The 17,789-nt window shown below is 43.6% G+C and carries 12 protein-coding genes; 3 read left to right on the plus strand and 9 right to left on the minus strand.

Annotated features, from left to right (window positions below):
• From IAQ59_RS04510 to IAQ59_RS04525, 4 genes are read right to left on the minus strand one after another with little or no spacing between them, the layout of a single operon-like run.
• On the minus strand, nucleotides 1-1,491 hold the full coding sequence (locus IAQ59_RS04510) for an ATP-binding protein (protein ID WP_209329596.1): 1,491 nt from the start codon (nucleotides 1,489-1,491) through the stop codon (nucleotides 1-3).
• On the minus strand, nucleotides 1,488-4,547 hold the full coding sequence (locus IAQ59_RS04515; protein ID WP_209329597.1) for a DUF1156 domain-containing protein: 3,060 nt from the start codon (nucleotides 4,545-4,547) through the stop codon (nucleotides 1,488-1,490). Before IAQ59_RS04515 ends, IAQ59_RS04510 begins: the two co-directional genes overlap by 4 nt.
• Nucleotides 4,544-6,241, minus strand: a complete 1,698-nt coding sequence (locus IAQ59_RS04520) for a DUF262 domain-containing protein (RefSeq protein ID WP_209329598.1) — start codon at nucleotides 6,239-6,241, stop codon at nucleotides 4,544-4,546. Before IAQ59_RS04520 ends, IAQ59_RS04515 begins: the two co-directional genes overlap by 4 nt.
• The gene (locus tag IAQ59_RS04525; RefSeq protein ID WP_209329599.1) at nucleotides 6,234-9,665 is read right to left on the minus strand and encodes a helicase-related protein; all 3,432 of its coding nucleotides are present in this window, start codon (nucleotides 9,663-9,665) and stop codon (nucleotides 6,234-6,236) included. Before IAQ59_RS04525 ends, IAQ59_RS04520 begins: the two co-directional genes overlap by 8 nt.
• A gap of 818 nt (nucleotides 9,666-10,483) precedes the next feature.
• Between IAQ59_RS04525 and rpsA the strand changes: the two genes are divergently transcribed.
• Nucleotides 10,484-12,265, plus strand: a complete 1,782-nt coding sequence (gene rpsA, locus IAQ59_RS04530) for a 30S ribosomal protein S1 (RefSeq protein WP_209329600.1) — start codon at nucleotides 10,484-10,486, stop codon at nucleotides 12,263-12,265.
• A gap of 42 nt (nucleotides 12,266-12,307) precedes the next feature.
• Here rpsA and IAQ59_RS04535 read toward each other — a convergent pair whose 3' ends face one another.
• Complete coding sequence (locus tag IAQ59_RS04535) at nucleotides 12,308-13,552, minus strand: metallophosphoesterase family protein (protein WP_245189430.1); 1,245 nt, start codon at nucleotides 13,550-13,552, stop codon at nucleotides 12,308-12,310.
• A gap of 118 nt (nucleotides 13,553-13,670) precedes the next feature.
• Here IAQ59_RS04535 and IAQ59_RS04540 point away from each other — a divergent pair, with 118 nt between their 5' ends.
• Together IAQ59_RS04540 and IAQ59_RS04545 are read left to right on the plus strand one after the other, a co-directional pair.
• A complete protein-coding gene (locus IAQ59_RS04540; RefSeq protein WP_209329601.1) occupies nucleotides 13,671-14,747 on the plus strand; it encodes a metallophosphoesterase in 1,077 nt (358 codons plus the stop codon).
• Nucleotides 14,748-14,797: 50 nt separating this feature from the next.
• The gene (locus IAQ59_RS04545; RefSeq protein WP_209329602.1) at nucleotides 14,798-15,364 is read left to right on the plus strand and encodes a DUF1349 domain-containing protein; all 567 of its coding nucleotides are present in this window, start codon (nucleotides 14,798-14,800) and stop codon (nucleotides 15,362-15,364) included.
• A 31-nt stretch (nucleotides 15,365-15,395) separates the two neighbouring features.
• On the opposite strand, the gene IAQ59_RS04550 is transcribed toward IAQ59_RS04545, so the two are convergent.
• The 4 genes from IAQ59_RS04550 to tsaD are packed head-to-tail and all read right to left on the minus strand — an operon-like array spanning nucleotide 15,396 to nucleotide 17,775.
• Complete coding sequence (locus IAQ59_RS04550) at nucleotides 15,396-15,902, minus strand: HNH endonuclease (protein ID WP_209329603.1); 507 nt, start codon at nucleotides 15,900-15,902, stop codon at nucleotides 15,396-15,398.
• An 8-nt stretch (nucleotides 15,903-15,910) separates the two neighbouring features.
• On the minus strand, nucleotides 15,911-16,336 hold the full coding sequence (locus tag IAQ59_RS04555; RefSeq protein ID WP_209329604.1) for a hypothetical protein: 426 nt from the start codon (nucleotides 16,334-16,336) through the stop codon (nucleotides 15,911-15,913).
• Nucleotides 16,302-16,766 carry an SsrA-binding protein SmpB gene (gene smpB, locus IAQ59_RS04560; RefSeq protein ID WP_209329605.1) on the minus strand — a complete coding sequence of 155 codons (465 nt, stop codon included), beginning with the start codon at nucleotides 16,764-16,766 and terminating at the stop codon, nucleotides 16,302-16,304. The genes IAQ59_RS04555 and smpB overlap by 35 nt, the downstream gene beginning before the upstream one ends.
• Complete coding sequence (tsaD, locus tag IAQ59_RS04565; RefSeq protein ID WP_209329606.1) at nucleotides 16,759-17,775, minus strand: tRNA (adenosine(37)-N6)-threonylcarbamoyltransferase complex transferase subunit TsaD; 1,017 nt, start codon at nucleotides 17,773-17,775, stop codon at nucleotides 16,759-16,761. The genes smpB and tsaD overlap by 8 nt, the downstream gene beginning before the upstream one ends.
• Nucleotides 17,776-17,789: the final 14 nt, after the last annotated feature.

Genomic DNA, 17,789 nt, shown 5'->3' on the forward strand with positions numbered 1-17,789 from the left:
TTATCGAAGAATCAATAAATCCTTTAATGGAATCGAAATAATACGCTCGTCATTACTTTCTACCTGATTCTTAGTCACGAGGATCCCAAAGGGGGCACGGTTAATTGACTGGTCAATGAACCGCTTCAAACCTTTATAATGATCTTCTTTGATGGTATTGCGGTATTTCACTTCTATCGGAATGCGCTGATCGCCCAGCGTGATCACAAAATCTACCTCAGGGTCTTTTCCCTTACCAGGTAAGTGTGCTAAATCTAGACCACTAATGCTTGAAAACAAGGCGCCTACTACACTCTCTGCCAGGTATCCTGCAATCGTCGCTACATCCTGATTGTTGTCAGCATTGTCAAATTCAAGTGGTATATGCTCTTGCAGCCAACTTGCCCGCAAGCCGTGATCCGCCAGACAAATTTTTGGATCATTTTTTTTCTTTTTAAGCCTGATTTCCAGTGGCTGCACCAGGCGTATCAGTAACGTATCACTTAAAAATTTAAGGTAGGTTCTAACTCTCTGGGTCCCAATATTAGCATTTAAAACAGTTTGAATTTCTTGCGTAAGCTTGGTAATGGAAGGGGTCTGACCAGCATAGCGGCAGCATAGTCTGAACAGTTCTTCCAATAACTGCGGATCTCTTTTACGTCCTTTTTCACCCAAGCGTAAATCATGCTGTATGACCCGTTTGATAACCGTCTCGTTCAACTGGTCGGCTACCAACTCCCAAGGGGCCTTCGCACTGAGATGCGCAATAGGGTAAGCACCCCGATCTGAAAAGGCTTGGAAGGCCTCTTCAATAAATAGGTGGTTTTTTTCCGCATAATCTGTCAACCCCAACCAAAAGTCTTTTTGTTTCAATCGGGACACACCATTATCTGGCAAAAAAGGTTCGGGAGAAGCTAATTTCCGAATTTTTCCAATTTCGGTGAGGCTCAGGGTACCTACTTCTATGGTGTTGATTCTTCCTGCCAGACTGTCTCTTCCCATCTCTATTCGTAAAGCAGAACTTCCCGTAACAACAGAGGTAGCGGTATTATGATCTACCAAGAACTTCAATTGGGTGCTCCAATCGTCTAAATTCTGAATCTCATCAAAAAATAAATAGCACTCGGAACCACCCGAAGCGATGTTGTTAAGGGTACTTTCCAGAATGTTATTTTCATACCAGGTGACCAAGCTCAGTACAGGGTCTTTACCAATTCTGAATGCTTCGATATCGTCAAATTGTATGCGAAGAATATGTTTGGGATCAACCCCATTTGCCAATAAATCCGATATCACGTGCATACATGCGGTGGTTTTTCCGATTTGCCTGGAACCTCTGACTACCGTTATGGGCGCTAATTTGTATTCAAATCGCCGTTCAATCTGTCCTACTAAATGCCTTCTGGTCTCAGGGAGCTGCTCCATGGCGTTGCCTTTCCACCAAGGATTCATTTGATGCAGCGAAGCGATCGTATTGATGCCAATACCTTGAATTTCTTGCCTTTTCTTCATTCAAACAGGTTGGTTTGAGGTGTCTTTTCCTTCTGAGCCGTAGCACTCTCACGAATCAAGCTCTCTTTGTTGGTGATTAAGCCGGTGGCTTGCTTATGGTCTTCACTGCCACCGGGCAATATCTCGCAAAGCGAGGTAAGTACCCGCCAAAACGGACTGTCAGGATTAGACGCTACCCGATAGATAAATTCCAACAGATTGCCCCGATTGCTGCCTTGGTAGAGGTGCATGGCACGGTGTACCTTGTCTATTAAATGACTGCCAGTTTTGTCTCCTAAATTTTTGCTTGCGGTCAGGCGTTCTTTAAAGCCACCCAAGGCTTGCTTGTTGCCGTTTTTAATGAGGATGTGATCGGTAAACAACTCCTGTACATTGATACTGAGACCGACACGACTGAACTTGGCGGCATCATCAAACTCACTTTCTGCAAAGCCATAGAGTTGTAACCAGCCAATGTAGAATTTGGTGAAATCATCGCCATCAAAACCTTTAAGTAGGGCATTAAAAGCTGACTCACGGGCCATTTCCAATAGCTCTGCTACGGTCACCTCACTACCATCTGCTTTCTCTACTTTTTCGTATTTACCAAACTCACTCACAGCCTGCCCAAAGCAAGCGGTTAACAAATCTGCTCCTCTAAAGCCCAAGCGGTAGAGTTCTTCTACCTCCTTGGCCACTGTTTTTTCAATGGCTTTTTTGACTTCCCGGTATTCGCCATAGCCTTGGCGTTGGGATGGTTTTGCTGAAACGGTCACTGAAGAAGAGAGAAAGGATTTATCCGTTTTTAAAGCTCCGGTAATTTCTGTATCTGTTGCCCAACTTCCGGTAATGTTCATTCTTGCGCCCAAAATTGAATTACACAATGTTGTCCAAGCCTCTGTACTCTGATGCGCAAACATGATGCTTACCAAGTCTGAAGTTTGGTGCTCAATCGCATCAAAAATTTGAAGCAGCTTGTTTTCAAAATGATTTTTTGCATCATCTGAATTTCCACTATGATGGTGTTTCAATGCTGTACATTCCTCGGTTTTAGGGGTTAGAGGAGTTGCAAAGTTTAATGGATAAATGTTACCTAAAGTTCTCTTTAACCATACGTAGAAAAAATCAGAAATATCGGCATATGCTATGGCGTCATAATATGGTGGGTCAGTTACTACCGAATTAATGGATTTATCAGTGAATTGACTTTTTTCACCGCTAGAAGCATTTATTAAGTTGGAATAAAAAACGGAGTTTTCTGATTCTAAATATTTAAGTACAAAAAATAGTTGACCGTTAGCAGCACCACTCAAATCACTGAAAACATTCATTTCAGGGTAATCAAAGATCATTGGAATTGCCTGTCTACCAAATGGATGTTCAACAGTTTCTTGAAGAACATGCCAAACACCAAAAGCCGTACTTCGAGCTATTATTCTATCAATCAAAATTGATAAGTAAACAACTATAGCTTTGTTATACTCATCTTTCGTGTTAAAGCTTTCGCTAATTTGGTTGCACTTATAAACGATTTCATTCAATACATGTGCCTGTCTATTGTTAAATAAATCGCCCCATTTTGAAACACCCCAAGTACAAGAGGGCAATGCCTGAGTATATTTTACAGGCATTGGTTCTTTAGGGCTATCCTCTGGTTGATTTAGCTGATTTGAGACAAGGATTTCTTCTTGATTTGGAAGTCTAAAAATTCGACCATTTTCTTCATCAACAACGACTGCCAATATTTTTTCTTTCGACTTCCCCTCAATAAATTGTTTTTTGAGTGTTTTAACATCAGTAGTATTCCCACAACATGGACAAGACATATTTCCTCTTGAAACCCACCCGTCTATATCTATCTTTCCTTTACTAATTTTGAATGAAATAGACTTACCTTCAATTATGGGCTTTAAATGTGTCCAATTGGATTCAGAAGAACCTCTTCTTTTGGAAAGATAGAATTGTTTTAATAATGGAACTTCCGCACCACAGCTTGGATTGCTGCAGTATCCGGTTTTTGCCCAATAGTAAACGACCGGCTTCTTTCCACTACTATCAGCCGGGTAGAGATGCCCAATTTCCTTTTCGGTTTCAGCCAATAGCTTTTTGGCATAAAACTCCACATCAAAGCTCAAGCGGTTGGGAATGCGCACGCCTGTGGCTGCACCCGCTGTGTAGGTAAGCCATTCGTTGGGTATGGTTTTCAGGGTTTCTTCTCCATAGAGTTTTACAAACTCAGCATTGGAGTAGGTAATGGGTTTTCCGTACTTCTGAGGAAATTCCAGGCTGCCTTTTTGAATGATATGTGCTACCGGGTTAATGTCGTTTCCATAGGTTTTGCAACCCAATCTGGCGGCTTCCAACGGAATGGCACCACCACCTGCAAAGGGGTCAAATACCTTGGGCATTTTGTCTTGGAAGGCATCTATTGCTAGGTGCAAGGCAGTTTCTTTGGCCTTTACTTCCTCCATTTCCAAATGGCGGTCGGCTAAGCTGTAAAGCGAATTTTCGGCATCCTTAATAGCCTTGTAAGCAGCATCAAAGTCTGACAACAACTCATTGGCTGTTTTGCCCGAAGTGGCATTGTGCGCTACCCAAATCAGCTTGCGGGCTTTGCCAATAATGGTATCATCGTTTTTATTGTCCCACTTGATGAGGCTGGCATCAGAAAGCATGTCTTTGGCTGCTGCCGATTTTCCTTGCTTCGTGGCCTGAATGTATTTATCCGAAAACTTTCCGATGAACATCATCAACCTGTTCCGCAGGGTATCTTCCATCCGGTCAATGGCTGAGGTATAGGGGATGTCATCATAAGGCTTGTAAGGATCGAGGTTGTTATCCTGTCTGCCCAATAGCAACTTCACTGCATCCCTAAATGCCTGTGGGCAATGATCATCCTCCGGGTCGGGCACCAAGCTTGCAAAAACCACGGCCCGACAAACTGGTAACGGTCTTCTTGCCCACCAAAGGTGCAGCGTAGAAATATGCCCATGCCTGATGGATTTGTCACGTACACTTTCAGCCGATATTTCTTTGATCGGCATGGCTACTTCTATGAGTTTTTTGGCTTGGGTCATTGGGTCTTTACTTCTGTCTCTGTTTTTGGTACATATAAGATGTTTGCGAATTGTTCCACAAGCAACTTTCTACGCTCCTTAATAAAATCTTCAAAGCGATCAAGCTCCCAAAGAGCTGGTTCGCTTGGAATAAGGTGCAACTTGAGATAATCTTCTTCTTTATCTGCAAACCAGTCCTTGGGCAATATATCCGTTTTATTGGATGCCCCATTTTCATGGGCTGTGAGCAGCATCAAATTTGCAATCTGATCCCGGTCCCACCACTTGTACTTCATTACATTCAATTTCCCGGTTTCAGGGTTGGGCATTTTAATCCTTTTTAATTCACTTTGAGGAAAAATATGATCAATTTGAGGCTTGTTTTGATTCCATGCAGGCTGGTAATTAAAGCCATACCACAAGTTAAACAGCAGGTGTATTTCTTTGGAAGAATAATGATAACCTAGCAAGGCTTCCTGTGTCAACTCCATGCTTTTACCTTTGGAGCGGATTTCTCCAAATATTTCAATTTTTTCAAATCCCTTGTTGTTTTTCACTACAGTGACCAAAGCATCTGTAAAACTATCAGATACACCTCCAAAAACTCCAGTTAGGTTTACCTTCACCAAGTAGTCAACAAGATCTGATTCCAATGCCTTATCCCAAGTAGCAGGAAAGTGATATCGGCTGTAAATAATCGGGATCAAACTAGCATAAGAAGGCAATGTTTTATCCGTCTTCAAGAAGGTCTTACCATAAATGAAGTCCTTAACAAACCGAAGTGTATTGGCAATTTTTTGCCAATTTTCTTCTATCCCCTCTTTAACTTCAGGAAGTCTGAATTTTTCGATTTCATATTTAGCTCCTTTGTCGAGCAAGACGAGCGAAATCTTAAGAATAAAGTCACGATCAAACTTGTACCCGGTTTTATTCAAATCATCAAGTAACTCATCCATATTATTCTCAGCTTCCTCCCAACTAGCAGTCAAAAGACTGAACAACAAGTCAGATTTGCCTAATGGAGTACCTCCGGAATTTGCTCTGATGAAAATTTCGACAATATCCTCTTCGGTATAAGTTGATGGTCGGTCGACACTGTCAACTAATTGGTAAAGAATGTTTTCCTGGGTACAAAAAACTTCACGAATCAACTCTACATTGTCATAAATCTTGTCTTCTTGCTCTTCGGTAACTTCATTTTGTGAAACGATCGATTTAACGATTTCCTTTGGTTTTGAATCAGTAAAAACCAAGTCCTTGAAAAGCAAAAATGGAAATTGGGCTTGGCTTTTCGATTTGAACTTAAATCCAAATTTTATATCCTCAGGTGCAACCAAATCACCACTTAAAATATTGATATAGAGCTCTTCACCGTCATAGCTTCCCATCAGACCAATGAAAAGGGACTGCAAACGCTGCTGACCATCAAGAACCATCATCTTCTGAGTTTTATCTTGTGGGATATAGAAGTTAGCTAGGCTAATTCCACTTTTGTAATTGTCAATGAATTTTCTTCGCTTCAGATCGCTTTTTGTCTTCCAAATTAAAAGGGTCCCAATAGGATACTCTCTAAGAATTGAGTCGTATAGCCTTTCAATTTGTTCTTTTTTCCAAACAAAAGGACGCTGAATGTTTGGTAGCCAAAAGCCACCTTGTTCGTCCTTATTATTTAGGTATTTGATGAATTTTCTTATTGTTTCGGTTTGATTAGGCATCTGAATTTATTTTTTGTTTCCATTCTGCCATGGGCAAAAAGTATTGCACTCCTTTAGATTTCAATTCAAAGTTGAGTAGTTTAGCCGGGTTTTGAATGCGGTAAAGCTCGGGGTTGCTTTTACAATTAATCACGATGTATAACCAAGCAGCATCCCCCAATTGGGCCAATCGGTTCATTTCGTTTTCACTTAGCATTACACTGCCGTCATTGCCGCTACGGCCTTTGACTTCAATATATCGCTTCAGTTCTTCTGGGCTAATGCTCTTTATGTCATAACCTTCGTTATTGGCGCTCACATCCTGAGGTTTCCACCCGTCTCTTATTTCGTAATTCATGGCGGTATGCATGGCAATGGCTTCTGCTTCATCATCCCTACTCATGCCGTAATGCCCTACATACTCTACTTGTGTAAGCGGTACCACATAAGCACACCCCAACACTTCTGGTGCTTTCGGGTTGAGTTGGGTCATTAAATCCAAGCTCTCCAAACGAGCTTGTTTTTTCTGGATTAGCTCAGTGATTCGCTCCTGTTTTTTGAGTATCTTTTCTTGCACCTTATTGTCACCCAATAAGACTTTACCTTGCAATTCCTGAATGGAAATTTGCAAATCCATAATAACCTGTGCGAAAGCGGATTCTAAATACCCTCTTCGATCAGCAGCATCTTTTGCTACATGCGCTTTGGTATCCTCAAACTGCTGTACCGTTATTTTTTCAAAACTCCATTGAATGACTTCATCCGTATCAATCACCTCTGGTGGTTCAATGGGCTTAGTAAAGTCTGTAGGGGTATGAAGGTCAATGAACTTGGCAGGAGAGGTGATATGAAATCCATTATCCTTGGATTGATAAACCATCATGAGCCTTTCATCGGCAATGCTATCATCCGCTTTGCTTGGGCGATTGTCAACGATTTGACTTTTAACAAAGAAGGCAAAATAGTCTTCCTTATCATCAGGAGATATAAGAACAGTACCTTTTATAATATCCTCCCTGTATTGATTACGCACTACTTTTATTAAGCTATCAAACACTGGGTTGCCTGGGTTGATGTAATGCACCTTGCCCAAGTCTCCCACATTTTGATAATCCAGGAAGATCTGCTTGTCAAAACAGAACTGAATGGATTTGATGGCATCAAAGTGGATATTATAAGTATTCTTCAACTCATTAATTACCGGCTCCGGCATTTTATCTATTCTGAATATCGATTTGCGAAGCTCGGTAAACTCACCCCCTAAATTCTTGAACGCCTTTTCAAAGAATAACCGGATGTAAATAGGTTGGAGTCTTTTCTCGTCCGAGTTCTCTTTGAGGATTCTAGCATCTTTGAAGTCCACAACACTGTGCGCCAGCTTATCCTTTTGCTCAATAATTTTTTCCTTGAACTTCATTTTCAAGACCTCATCATCTTGTGCTAGGAACCGGTCTAAATCAGTTTCCTTGCCATTGAATACCGAATTGATAATATCATCCAGTCCAACACCTTCCAAAACATCCTGAATCACATCATAAACCCTATCATCACCCATTCCTTCTCGAATGATATCTAATTTGGATAGCAATCTTTCAAGTACCTTACCTTCTTTGGTATTGCTTGCTACCATATTGAAAACCAAAACATCTTGTTTCTGGCCATAGCGGTGAATACGCCCCATTCGCTGTTCAAGTCGATTCGGGTTCCATGGAATATCCCAGTTAATTAGTAACCGACAGAATTGAAGGTTAATACCTTCACCAGCTGCATCTGTAGCTAATAATATCTGAGTTTCGGGTTTAGCGAAAGCCCATTGAGCGGCCCTTCGGTCATCTACATTTTTACCACCATGAATAGTGGCAACTCCATAACCTCCACTTTCTTTTAATCTTCTTTCGAGGTATAGTAGAGTATCCTTATGTTCAGTAAATATGACTAGTTTCTCCCCGTCAATAACTCCATTTGATTTTAAAAGGGACTCAAGTTCTTGAAATTTCTTTTCAGCTTGCTGTCTATTGTAAAGCGTTTGAGCCATATCAAACAGCTTCTTCACCTCATTAGCTTCTTGCTGTATTTCACTCAAGCTCTTCGCTGTTGTAAAAAGTTTAAATTTCCGTGGGTCTGATAGAATACCATCCAATGCGTCTCGTTCATCATCTTCCAGGTCTTCATAATCCTCTATATTATCAACATCAAAGCCTTCTAACTTGTGGCGCTGACTCCAGAGATTCGGGTTTTTGTTAACCTCATCTACAATACCCTGTAACGCTCCCCACCTTCGCTCCAAGGTGTTTTTAATGGCAAATATTGAACTTACCAATCTGCGCTGCATTACAGTCAAGGCGAGAGAAACATGGATGTTTTTTGTCTCCGATGCTTCTTCCTTTTTCTTGGTCAGGTATTTAGTAACTGCGTCATACAACTCCTTCTCTTCCGGTGTTAGTTGGTATGCTACAGTTTTGGTGAATCGGTCTTTAAAGAGTGGCTTTCCTTGCCAATCCTTCATATCTTCTTTCAGCCTTCTAATGAAGAATTTATTGATACCATTGTGTTCCAATTCTTTGATCCGGGTAGAAGCTATTTCATCCGTTGCAAAGATGTCTTCATCCAATAATTGAAGAAGCTTTTTAAAAGTGTCCGTTCTTCCCCTATGCGGAGTAGCGGTCAAAAGCAGAATGTGCTCGCACTGCTGAGATAGAATTTGAGCAGCTTTATACCTCATTGAAAGATAGGCTTTAGAGCCATAATCGTAAGCAGAAAGCTTATGACATTCATCAAATACAATCAAGTCCCAATGTGAATTGCTAGCAACATTCAAGACATCTTCACGAGATATGAAATCAATAGAAGTGACTATTCTTGAAGCTGTATGAAATACGTTAGGGTCTGAGGAAAACAATGCTCTATTTACCAAGGTAAATGGGATATTGAACTTGATTCCCATTTCATCTTCCTGCCACTGTTTGGTCAACCCGCCTGGAGTAACAATCAAAATTCGCTCCGCTAAACCTCGCATCATTAACTCCTTCACAAGCAAGCCAGTCATAATTGTTTTTCCAGCACCAGTATCATCAGCCAGGAGAAACCGGATTTTAGGAAGAGGCAATAAAAATTTGTAAACAGCCTCAACCTGATGAGGAAGTGGGTCAACGATACTACAATTTACAGCAAACAAGGGGTCAAACTGATATGCGGAATTAATCCGCTCTGCCTCCGCAAATAATCCAAACCTTGTGGGATCACCTTTGAAGTTAAATGTGCCTTCCTCTGACAAGACTTCAAGATTTTCGAACTCTGCTATCGATATAACCTTGGTGTTGGCCTTATTTGTGTTAACCCCGGTAAATTTGATTGAAACCATTGTTCCCAATGGTTGTATTTGGTTGACTGTTACTGGCTCTGTTATAATAAGGTTTTTGACTATTTGGCCTGATGTTACTGACATAATTTACCTATTTGGTTTGGAATAGTTGAGTTCAGCTTCAAGCACCTTCTTTGACTGATGCATGCACTTATTCGGACAAACTCAAGACGATTAATTATCAAACCCCATTTTTAAATAATTGAGCTAACAGAATTGCTTGCTCTTTTTTAGGCTTTCGTTCACCACATTAACACCAGCTAATGCAAATAACCGTCAAAATGAAAAACAATCGACGCTGCAAGATACCCCAAAAGATTCGAAATTTATTCCTCAGGGATTATCCTCTTACCATGCATTAAAGATATTGCTTTTCGTTCCTCATATTACGTTTTTCTTTTCAAAAATTCTCATTTCAGCCCATTAATAATGAACAATGTGCACGATTCCATTTAGAAAACCCTCTAATAAAGTTCGTAACTATTATGAATTCGTTTCCTAGGCTAACTGGTATTCTGAGATCTTGTGGGGTTTTATAATTCGATTGCCGACTGTTTATAGGCGAACAACGAGTATGCGGCCACACCGTATTTGAGCCATTAAAACCGTCGATGGTCGTGAGATTTGCCCGACTTACTACAAGCTTAATTGATGTAAGGACTGTGTCCAACCAAGGTGTAACATTAAAAGAATCTACACCCCACCCAAGGTTAAGCCAGTCGGTATCCGAACGAGGTAAAAACCCTCCCCTAACTTTTTGTCCCTAAGCTGTTTCGATTCCTGAAAATAGTTGTAAATTTGCAGTCCGTTCGAGTGAACGGCCCTTTACCGGGAATCTAAAACAACTAAAACCCTCAACCTGAAGACCCTAGGGTTGTTGATTTTCAGGGTCATTGCATATTATGCCAAACAACGAAGATTTTAACTGGGAAAAGTACGAAACCAAAGGATTTGGTGAAGGCTACACCCAAGCAGAGCGTGCCGAAATGGAAAAGCTCTACGACAAAACCCTCAACGAGATCACCGAAAAAGAGGTCATCACGGGTACCGTCGTAGGCATCAACGACAAGGATGTCATCATCAACATCGGCTTCAAGTCCGACGGATTGGTCCCTTTGAGTGAATTCCGCGACTTGGAAGACCTCAAAATCGGTGACGAAGTGGAACTGTTTATCGAAGAACAGGAAAACTCCCTGGGACAGCTAGTACTTTCCCGCAAAAAAGCCAAAATGGTGAAAGCCTGGCAAATGATCGAAGACGCGTTGGAATATGACAACGTGATCGAAGGATTGGTGAAAAGAAGAACCAAGGGTGGTCTGATCGTAGATATCTACGGAGTGGAAGCCTTCTTGCCAGGATCTCAGATCGACGTGAAGCCTATCCGTGACTTCGACATCTATGTGGGTAAGAAAATGGAAGTGAAAGTGGTGAAAATCAACCACGCCAACGATAACGTAGTCGTTTCACACAAAGTCCTGATCGAAAAAGATCTGGAAAAACAAAAAGCAGAGATCCTCAACAACCTGGAGAAAGGCCAAGTATTGGAAGGGGTGATCAAAAACATGACCAACTTCGGTGTGTTCATCGATTTGGGTGGTGTAGATGGCCTATTGCACATCACCGACATCTCCTGGGGACGTATCAACCATCCCGAAGAAGTGCTTAACCTGGACGACAAAGTGCAGATCGTGGTGCTTGACTTCGACGATGACAAGAAACGTATCTCCCTGGGCATGAAGCAGCTTACGCCACATCCATGGGATTCGCTTTCTGCTAACCTCGAAGTGGGTTCCAAAGTGGAAGGTAAGATTGTAAACGTAGCCGACTATGGTGCGTTCTTGGAATTGGCTCCAGGCGTGGAGGGATTGATCCACGTATCCGAAATGTCCTGGTCTCAGCACCTGCGAAACCCAGCCGACTTTGTGAAAGTAGGCGATGAGATCGTTGCGGTAGTATTGACCTTGGACAAAGACGACCGAAAAATGTCTTTGGGCATCAAGCAGCTTACCGAGGATCCTTGGACCAAGCAGGAAATGGCTACAAAGTATGCCGTGGGAACCAAGCACAAAGGCATCGTGAGAAACCTGACCAACTTCGGCCTATTCCTGGAATTGGAAGAGGGAATCGACGGTCTGGTTCACGTGTCTGACCTGTCATGGACCAAGAAAATCAAGCATCCATCAGAATTCGTAAAAGTAAACGAAGAACTGGATGTAGTGGTATTGGAGTTGGACCTGGACAACAGAAGATTGGCATTGGGACACAAACAACTGGAAGAAAACCCTTGGGACACCTTCGAAAGTGTGTTCCCTGTAGGATCTGACCACAAGTGTACCATCATCTCTAAAAACGACAAAGGAGCTATCCTGGAGCTTCCCTACGGCTTGGAAGGCTTTGCTACCACCAAAAACCTGGAGAAGGAAGATGGATCTCAAGCAGAAGCCGGCGAAGCGTTGGATTTCAAAGTGATCGAGTTCTCTAAAGATGACAAGCGCATCGTGCTTTCGCATACAGCTACTTTCAAAGAAGACGCTTCCTTGAAAGGTAAAAAAGCCGGTGCGAAGAAAAAGCCAACAGGAACCGAGTCAACGGCCACTCCCGCGGCAGAGAAATCAACACTTGGAGATTTGGATGCCTTGTCTGCCTTGAAAGAAAAGATGGACGAAGAAGCCAATAAAAAATAAGTAAATACGCTTATTCAATTAAAAGCGCTGAAGGGAAATCCTTCAGCGCTTTTTTTTGGGCTTAATGTTCAGTTCACCTATCACCTCTCCATCATCCTTTATCATGGTCGCCTGGAGATTTTCCCGGGTACAGGCTATTTTGATCAGCGTCCGGTTCCCGGCCACAGGCCCACCACCAATCATCACCGGATAGCTGTGATCGGCATCCGGAGAATGTATACCGTACCGATGGGTGTGCCCAGACAGCATCAGGTCGATCCCCCCTTGCTCTAGGAGATCGCCAAACATTTCCCTGCAATGCGTAGGCCCATGCCAATCCCCGGAATGCCACAGGGGTATATGTATCAATACTACCTTAAATGGAGCCTGCTTGAATGCCTCGGACTGAATTTCGCTACGCAGCCATTCGCGCTGTACCTCCCGGTAGGGATCAAATGCCACCAAGCCGCGGTACTCCCAGTTGTCATCTGACTTGTCTTCCCCGCCGTCCAAGACAATGATTCGGAGGGGGCCGCGATTGAACGCATGGTAAAACTTCTCATCTACAAAGGAAAAATAACCGGGGATCTGCCGGGAAAAAGCACCGCGTACTTCGTGATTACCCTGCACAAATAGAAATGGGGTCTCTTTGGCAAAAATATCCACACACGGTCGTAAAAACTGCTGAATTACCTGCTCCTCGGATTCCGTATTATCAAACACATCCCCATTGAACACTACCAGATCAAAGTCCTTTTCATTCCCTTTGTAGCCAAAACGGTACAGCAGTTCCGGGATGGTTTGAGGCCGCTCGTGGTGATCGTTAAAGACCACCATCCGAAAACTGGACGCATCGGCCGCTGGGGTATCGAAACTGTAAATAGGGCTCGTGAAGGTTGTCCCAAAGTAAAATTGGGAACCGCTGACCCGTACAATCTCGGTGGAAACAATCCGATATTTATGGGACCTCCCAGGTTTTATCCCTTTGAGTTTGATCTTGTTTACCCTGTTATTGGCTTGAATGAGCCCGTTTTGAACATCGAAAAACTTTCGATGCAGGTGATTCCCATCTCCATATTCTACCCAGCTAAAGCAATTTCGGTCTGTAATCCACATGATCGTCGCTTCGTCATGCAGCACATTTTGGAGATAAGGTCCTGCCTGTACCTGTAAGGTATCATCATTTGCTTTGGCCATCAACGCTGCCGAACGGAGCAAGCTTAGTGACCCTAAGGTGGTGATCTTTTGCAGGAAGGATCGACGGCTCGCCGGGTTGAAGGGGGAAATCTCGGTAGTTTCTGACATCATTTGGTAAGTAAAAAGGTATTTTGGCTTGCCTAAAATAGAAAAAAATCCGTCCGGAAAAAACGTCGAGGGCTTGCACCGGTAAAATGCTATCTTTAAACACACAAAAAACCTACACAACATGAAAAATCGTCTGCTGTCCGTATTTTGCCTGGCTTTCATCTGGTTTGGATTCACAGCTTCCGCCCAAAACCAGCCTTTTCAATCTCCTGCTCTTGAAAAGCAAGACGCTTGGACCCTCGTTCTGGTTCCTGACACACAATCCTATGTAAAATTCAAACGTAATCAACCCATACTGGATCTTATGGTCAATTGGGTGGATGAGCATATTGACCCACTAAATGTAAAGTTGGTACTGCAGGTCGGGGATCTGGTGGAACAAAACGGATTGATGAACCCGGATGGTAAGGCCGCCAATCAGACCGGCACCCAACAATGGGAGGCTGTTGCCCGGTCTTTTGCGACCATTGACAACAAGGTCCCGGTGATAGCCACCACGGGAAACCACGATTTTGGGATCGTCAATGTGGAAAACCGACAGAGTTCCTATAATCGGTATTTCCCCTTGGAAAAAAACCACCACAATCAACAGATGATCCGAGACGTGGCGCTGGATGAGAATGGGATGCCCACCTTGACCAACGCCACCTATGAATTCTCCTCTCCCGAAGGAAGAAAATTCCTCATCCTAGTGCTTGAGTTTGCTCCCAGAGAAGCCATGCTGCAATGGGCAGTCGAGATGGTAAACAAAGAAGCGTATAAAAACCACACGGTTATCCTCTTGGCACACTCTTACTTGGACAGAAACAGCAATCACATCGAGACCGAGGGTTATCCCATTACCGATCGCAACTACGGAAAAGCTATCTGGGAAAAACTGGTGAAGCCCTCTAAAAACATTCAATTGGTTTTTTCCGGACACATCGGTGCGCCCGATGACAAGTCCGGCCACGTAGGATTCCGGACCGACACCAATGCGGGGGGAAAGAAAGTGTACCAAATGACCTTTAACGCCCAGGCTTTGGGTGGCGGATGGCATGGTAACGGCGGAGATGGCTGGCTGCGTCTACTGGAATTTCAGGGAAACCGGGTATCTGTACGCACCTTCTCTCCCTTGTTTGCGATTTCTCCCAGTACCCGGCATTTGGCTTGGGGTGAGGGTGCTTTTGCTCCTTTCTCCTTCGAGCTAGACGAATAAAGCAAACTTGGTATCTTGACCGTATTATCTTACATTAACGCGATGCTTTTATGCTGGAAAACTATCATTGGATCAACGAACCGAAACACTGGAAAATAACCGGAGAGAACTTTACCCTCCAAACCGATCCAAAAACAGACTTTTGGCGAAAAACCCATTATGGATTTATCCGGGACAATGGCCATTTTTTCTTTACAGAGCTGTTTGGAAAATTTGAAATCAAAGTAAAAATAACCGGTGAGTACAAAGACCTCTATGACCAAGCGGGCATTATGATTCGGCAGGATGAAAGCCACTGGCTCAAAACCGGAATCGAATACGTACACGGGCAGCAACAGGTAAGCGCGGTGGTCACTAGGGACTATTCGGATTGGTCTGTGAGTCCCTATGCCGGCAACCCACCTCATATCTGGCTCAAACTATTCCGTGAAAACGAATTTGTAGAAATCCACTTCTCTTCGGACGATATACACTATGACCTGCTGCGCATTGCCTACATGCCTCCCTCTGATTCCCTAATGGTTGGCTTGATGGCTGCCTCACCGGACGGGGAGGGCTTCGCCGTGGACTTTTCCCACCTTGAGATCACGCAGGATTCCCCGAAAGACAAAGCGTAGGGTGATCTTAGGCGAGAAATCGACTACCCAGCTATCCTACCCGAACCTGCAAAAAAGGCAGCCACTCTGCTGCGTGCCGTTCGGCGTATTCTGCCAAAAAATAGGAAAGAGTAGGTCTAAAAGGTTGCCTAAGCAATTGCATCCCCATTTGCTCGGGAGACTTGTCTCCCTTCAACGTATTGCATCGATGGCAAGCGGTCACCAAGTTGCCCCAGCTCGTCTTACCACCTTTTGATTTGGGAATTACATGATCGATGGTCAGATTTTTTGCAGAACCACAGTATTGACAACTCATGTGATCTCTCCGATATAAATTGACCCGGTTTAGCATCACCCCGCGGTAGGGTATATTTTTATACTCGTAAAGGCGGATTACTGCGGGATAATGAAAATCCCTATTGACGGTACGTATGCGAAGTTGCTCAAAATTAGCGATAGGGGTGGCTTTCTCCAGTAAGGTGAGTACGATCGCCTTTTGAACATTTACCACCGCAATCGGGGTATGATCCAAGTTTAATACCAGCACTTTCTTATCCATTCGCTCCATCATAAATGAATCAGCCTGATGAATTCATGAACTTGGTTACGTCCGGAAATGTTTTGCCGGTGTGCCGTCTCATGCCCCTTTAACGGGGTAACGGTGAGTACGCCCTGCCTTTCAAAAAGCTGTATGGTCACGATATCGGACAGGGTAACTTGAAAATCGCTCTGTTGCAATTGGAGAAACATTTCTTCATCCAAGGAATGGTGCTGCGAAACCGCCATCCATCCTGAACCGGCATAATTTTCTGCCTCTACCTTTATCCAATTACGATCCTCCGACACATCCATCAGTCGATACGTCTCTCCGTAGAGCAACTGACTCACTAAGCTCGATCCCGGTGAAGCCGAAGCGTATAAGGGAAGAAGGCTTAGCCGGCATATGCCAAACTTGTCTTCAGAAGGCCATACGTTGGAGGTCGCGTTTTGCATCCTTTTCTTTGATAGACTGTCGCTTGTCATGGGTCTTTTTGCCCTTCGCCAAGGCAAGCTCTACCTTTGCCAAGCCCCGGTCATTAATAAAGATGCGGACTGGCACGATGGAGAGACCTTTTTCAGAAAATTTAGCTTCTAATTTATTCAACTCTTGACGGTTAAGCAACAGTTTTCTTTCACGCACCGGATCATGGTTATAGTGAACGGCCAAGCTATACGGAGCGATGTGCATCTGTTTGATAAACAACTCCCCTTTCCTAAAATAGCAATAGGCCTCCGTAAGGGACACTTTACCTTCTCGAAGCGACTTAATTTCGGTGCCACGCAGCGAAATCCCGGCGACATATTTGTCCAAAAACTCAAATTCAAAACTCGCCTTTTTATTTTTTATGTTGATGGTTTTCTCAAACCTACTCTTCTTAGCCATTTTTTCCGATTTTCATTTTTGCCGAAGGACTAACCTCCAAATCACAGAAGATTCCATATTGGTATTTGATATACCCTGCCATGGCTATCATCGCCGCATTGTCTGTGCAATATTCCATGCGCGGAATAAATACCTGCCACCCCGTTTCCTCAGCCACTTCCGCTAAGGTGTTTCTTAGTCCGCTGTTTGCCGATACTCCTCCTGCGATGGCTATTTGTTTCACCCGGTACATGGTTGACGCCTTTTTTAACTTTATCAGCAGCATGCTGATGAGTGTAAACTGTACCGAGGCACAAATATCCGCCATTCTCGCTTTTACAAAATCAGGATCATCCCGTAGCCTCTCTTTCAGAAAGTACATGACGGCTGTTTTGATTCCACTGAATGAAAAATCCAGACCCTTCATACTGGTTACTGGAAAAGCAAAGGCACGTGGGTTTCCTTCGGCTGCCAGTTTATCGAGATGTGGTCCGCCGGGATAGGGCAACCCAAGTAGCTTGGCTATCTTGTCAAACGCTTCACCCACCGCATCATCGAGCGTCTCGCCGACCACCTCCATCTCCATATAATCCCGTACCAATACCAATTGGGTGTGACCCCCGCTCACCGTAAGACAAATAAACGGGAAAGTAGGCTTAGGATCTTCGATAAAATGAGCCAAGATATGGGCCTCCATATGGTTCACTTCAATCAGCGGGATCCCTAATGCGAACGCAAAGGATTTGGCGAAGGAACCTCCGACCAGCAAGGATCCCATAAGCCCGGGCCCACGGGTAAATGCTACCCCACTCAATGACGCCTTGGACACCCCCGATTGACTCAATGCTTCGTGAACCACCGGAATAATATGTTGCTGATGCGCCCTTGACGCCAACTCGGGAACCACCCCTCCATATTTCTCGTGGACAGATTGGGTAGCGATGATATTATTGAGTACTTTGCCATCAGAAATCACCGATGCTGACGTTTCATCACAAGAGGATTCGATAGCTAATATATTTACGGTCATTCATTTTACGATTG

The organism is Lunatimonas salinarum (assembly GCF_017811155.1).
Lineage (GTDB): Bacteria > Bacteroidota > Bacteroidia > Cytophagales > Cyclobacteriaceae > Lunatimonas > Lunatimonas salinarum.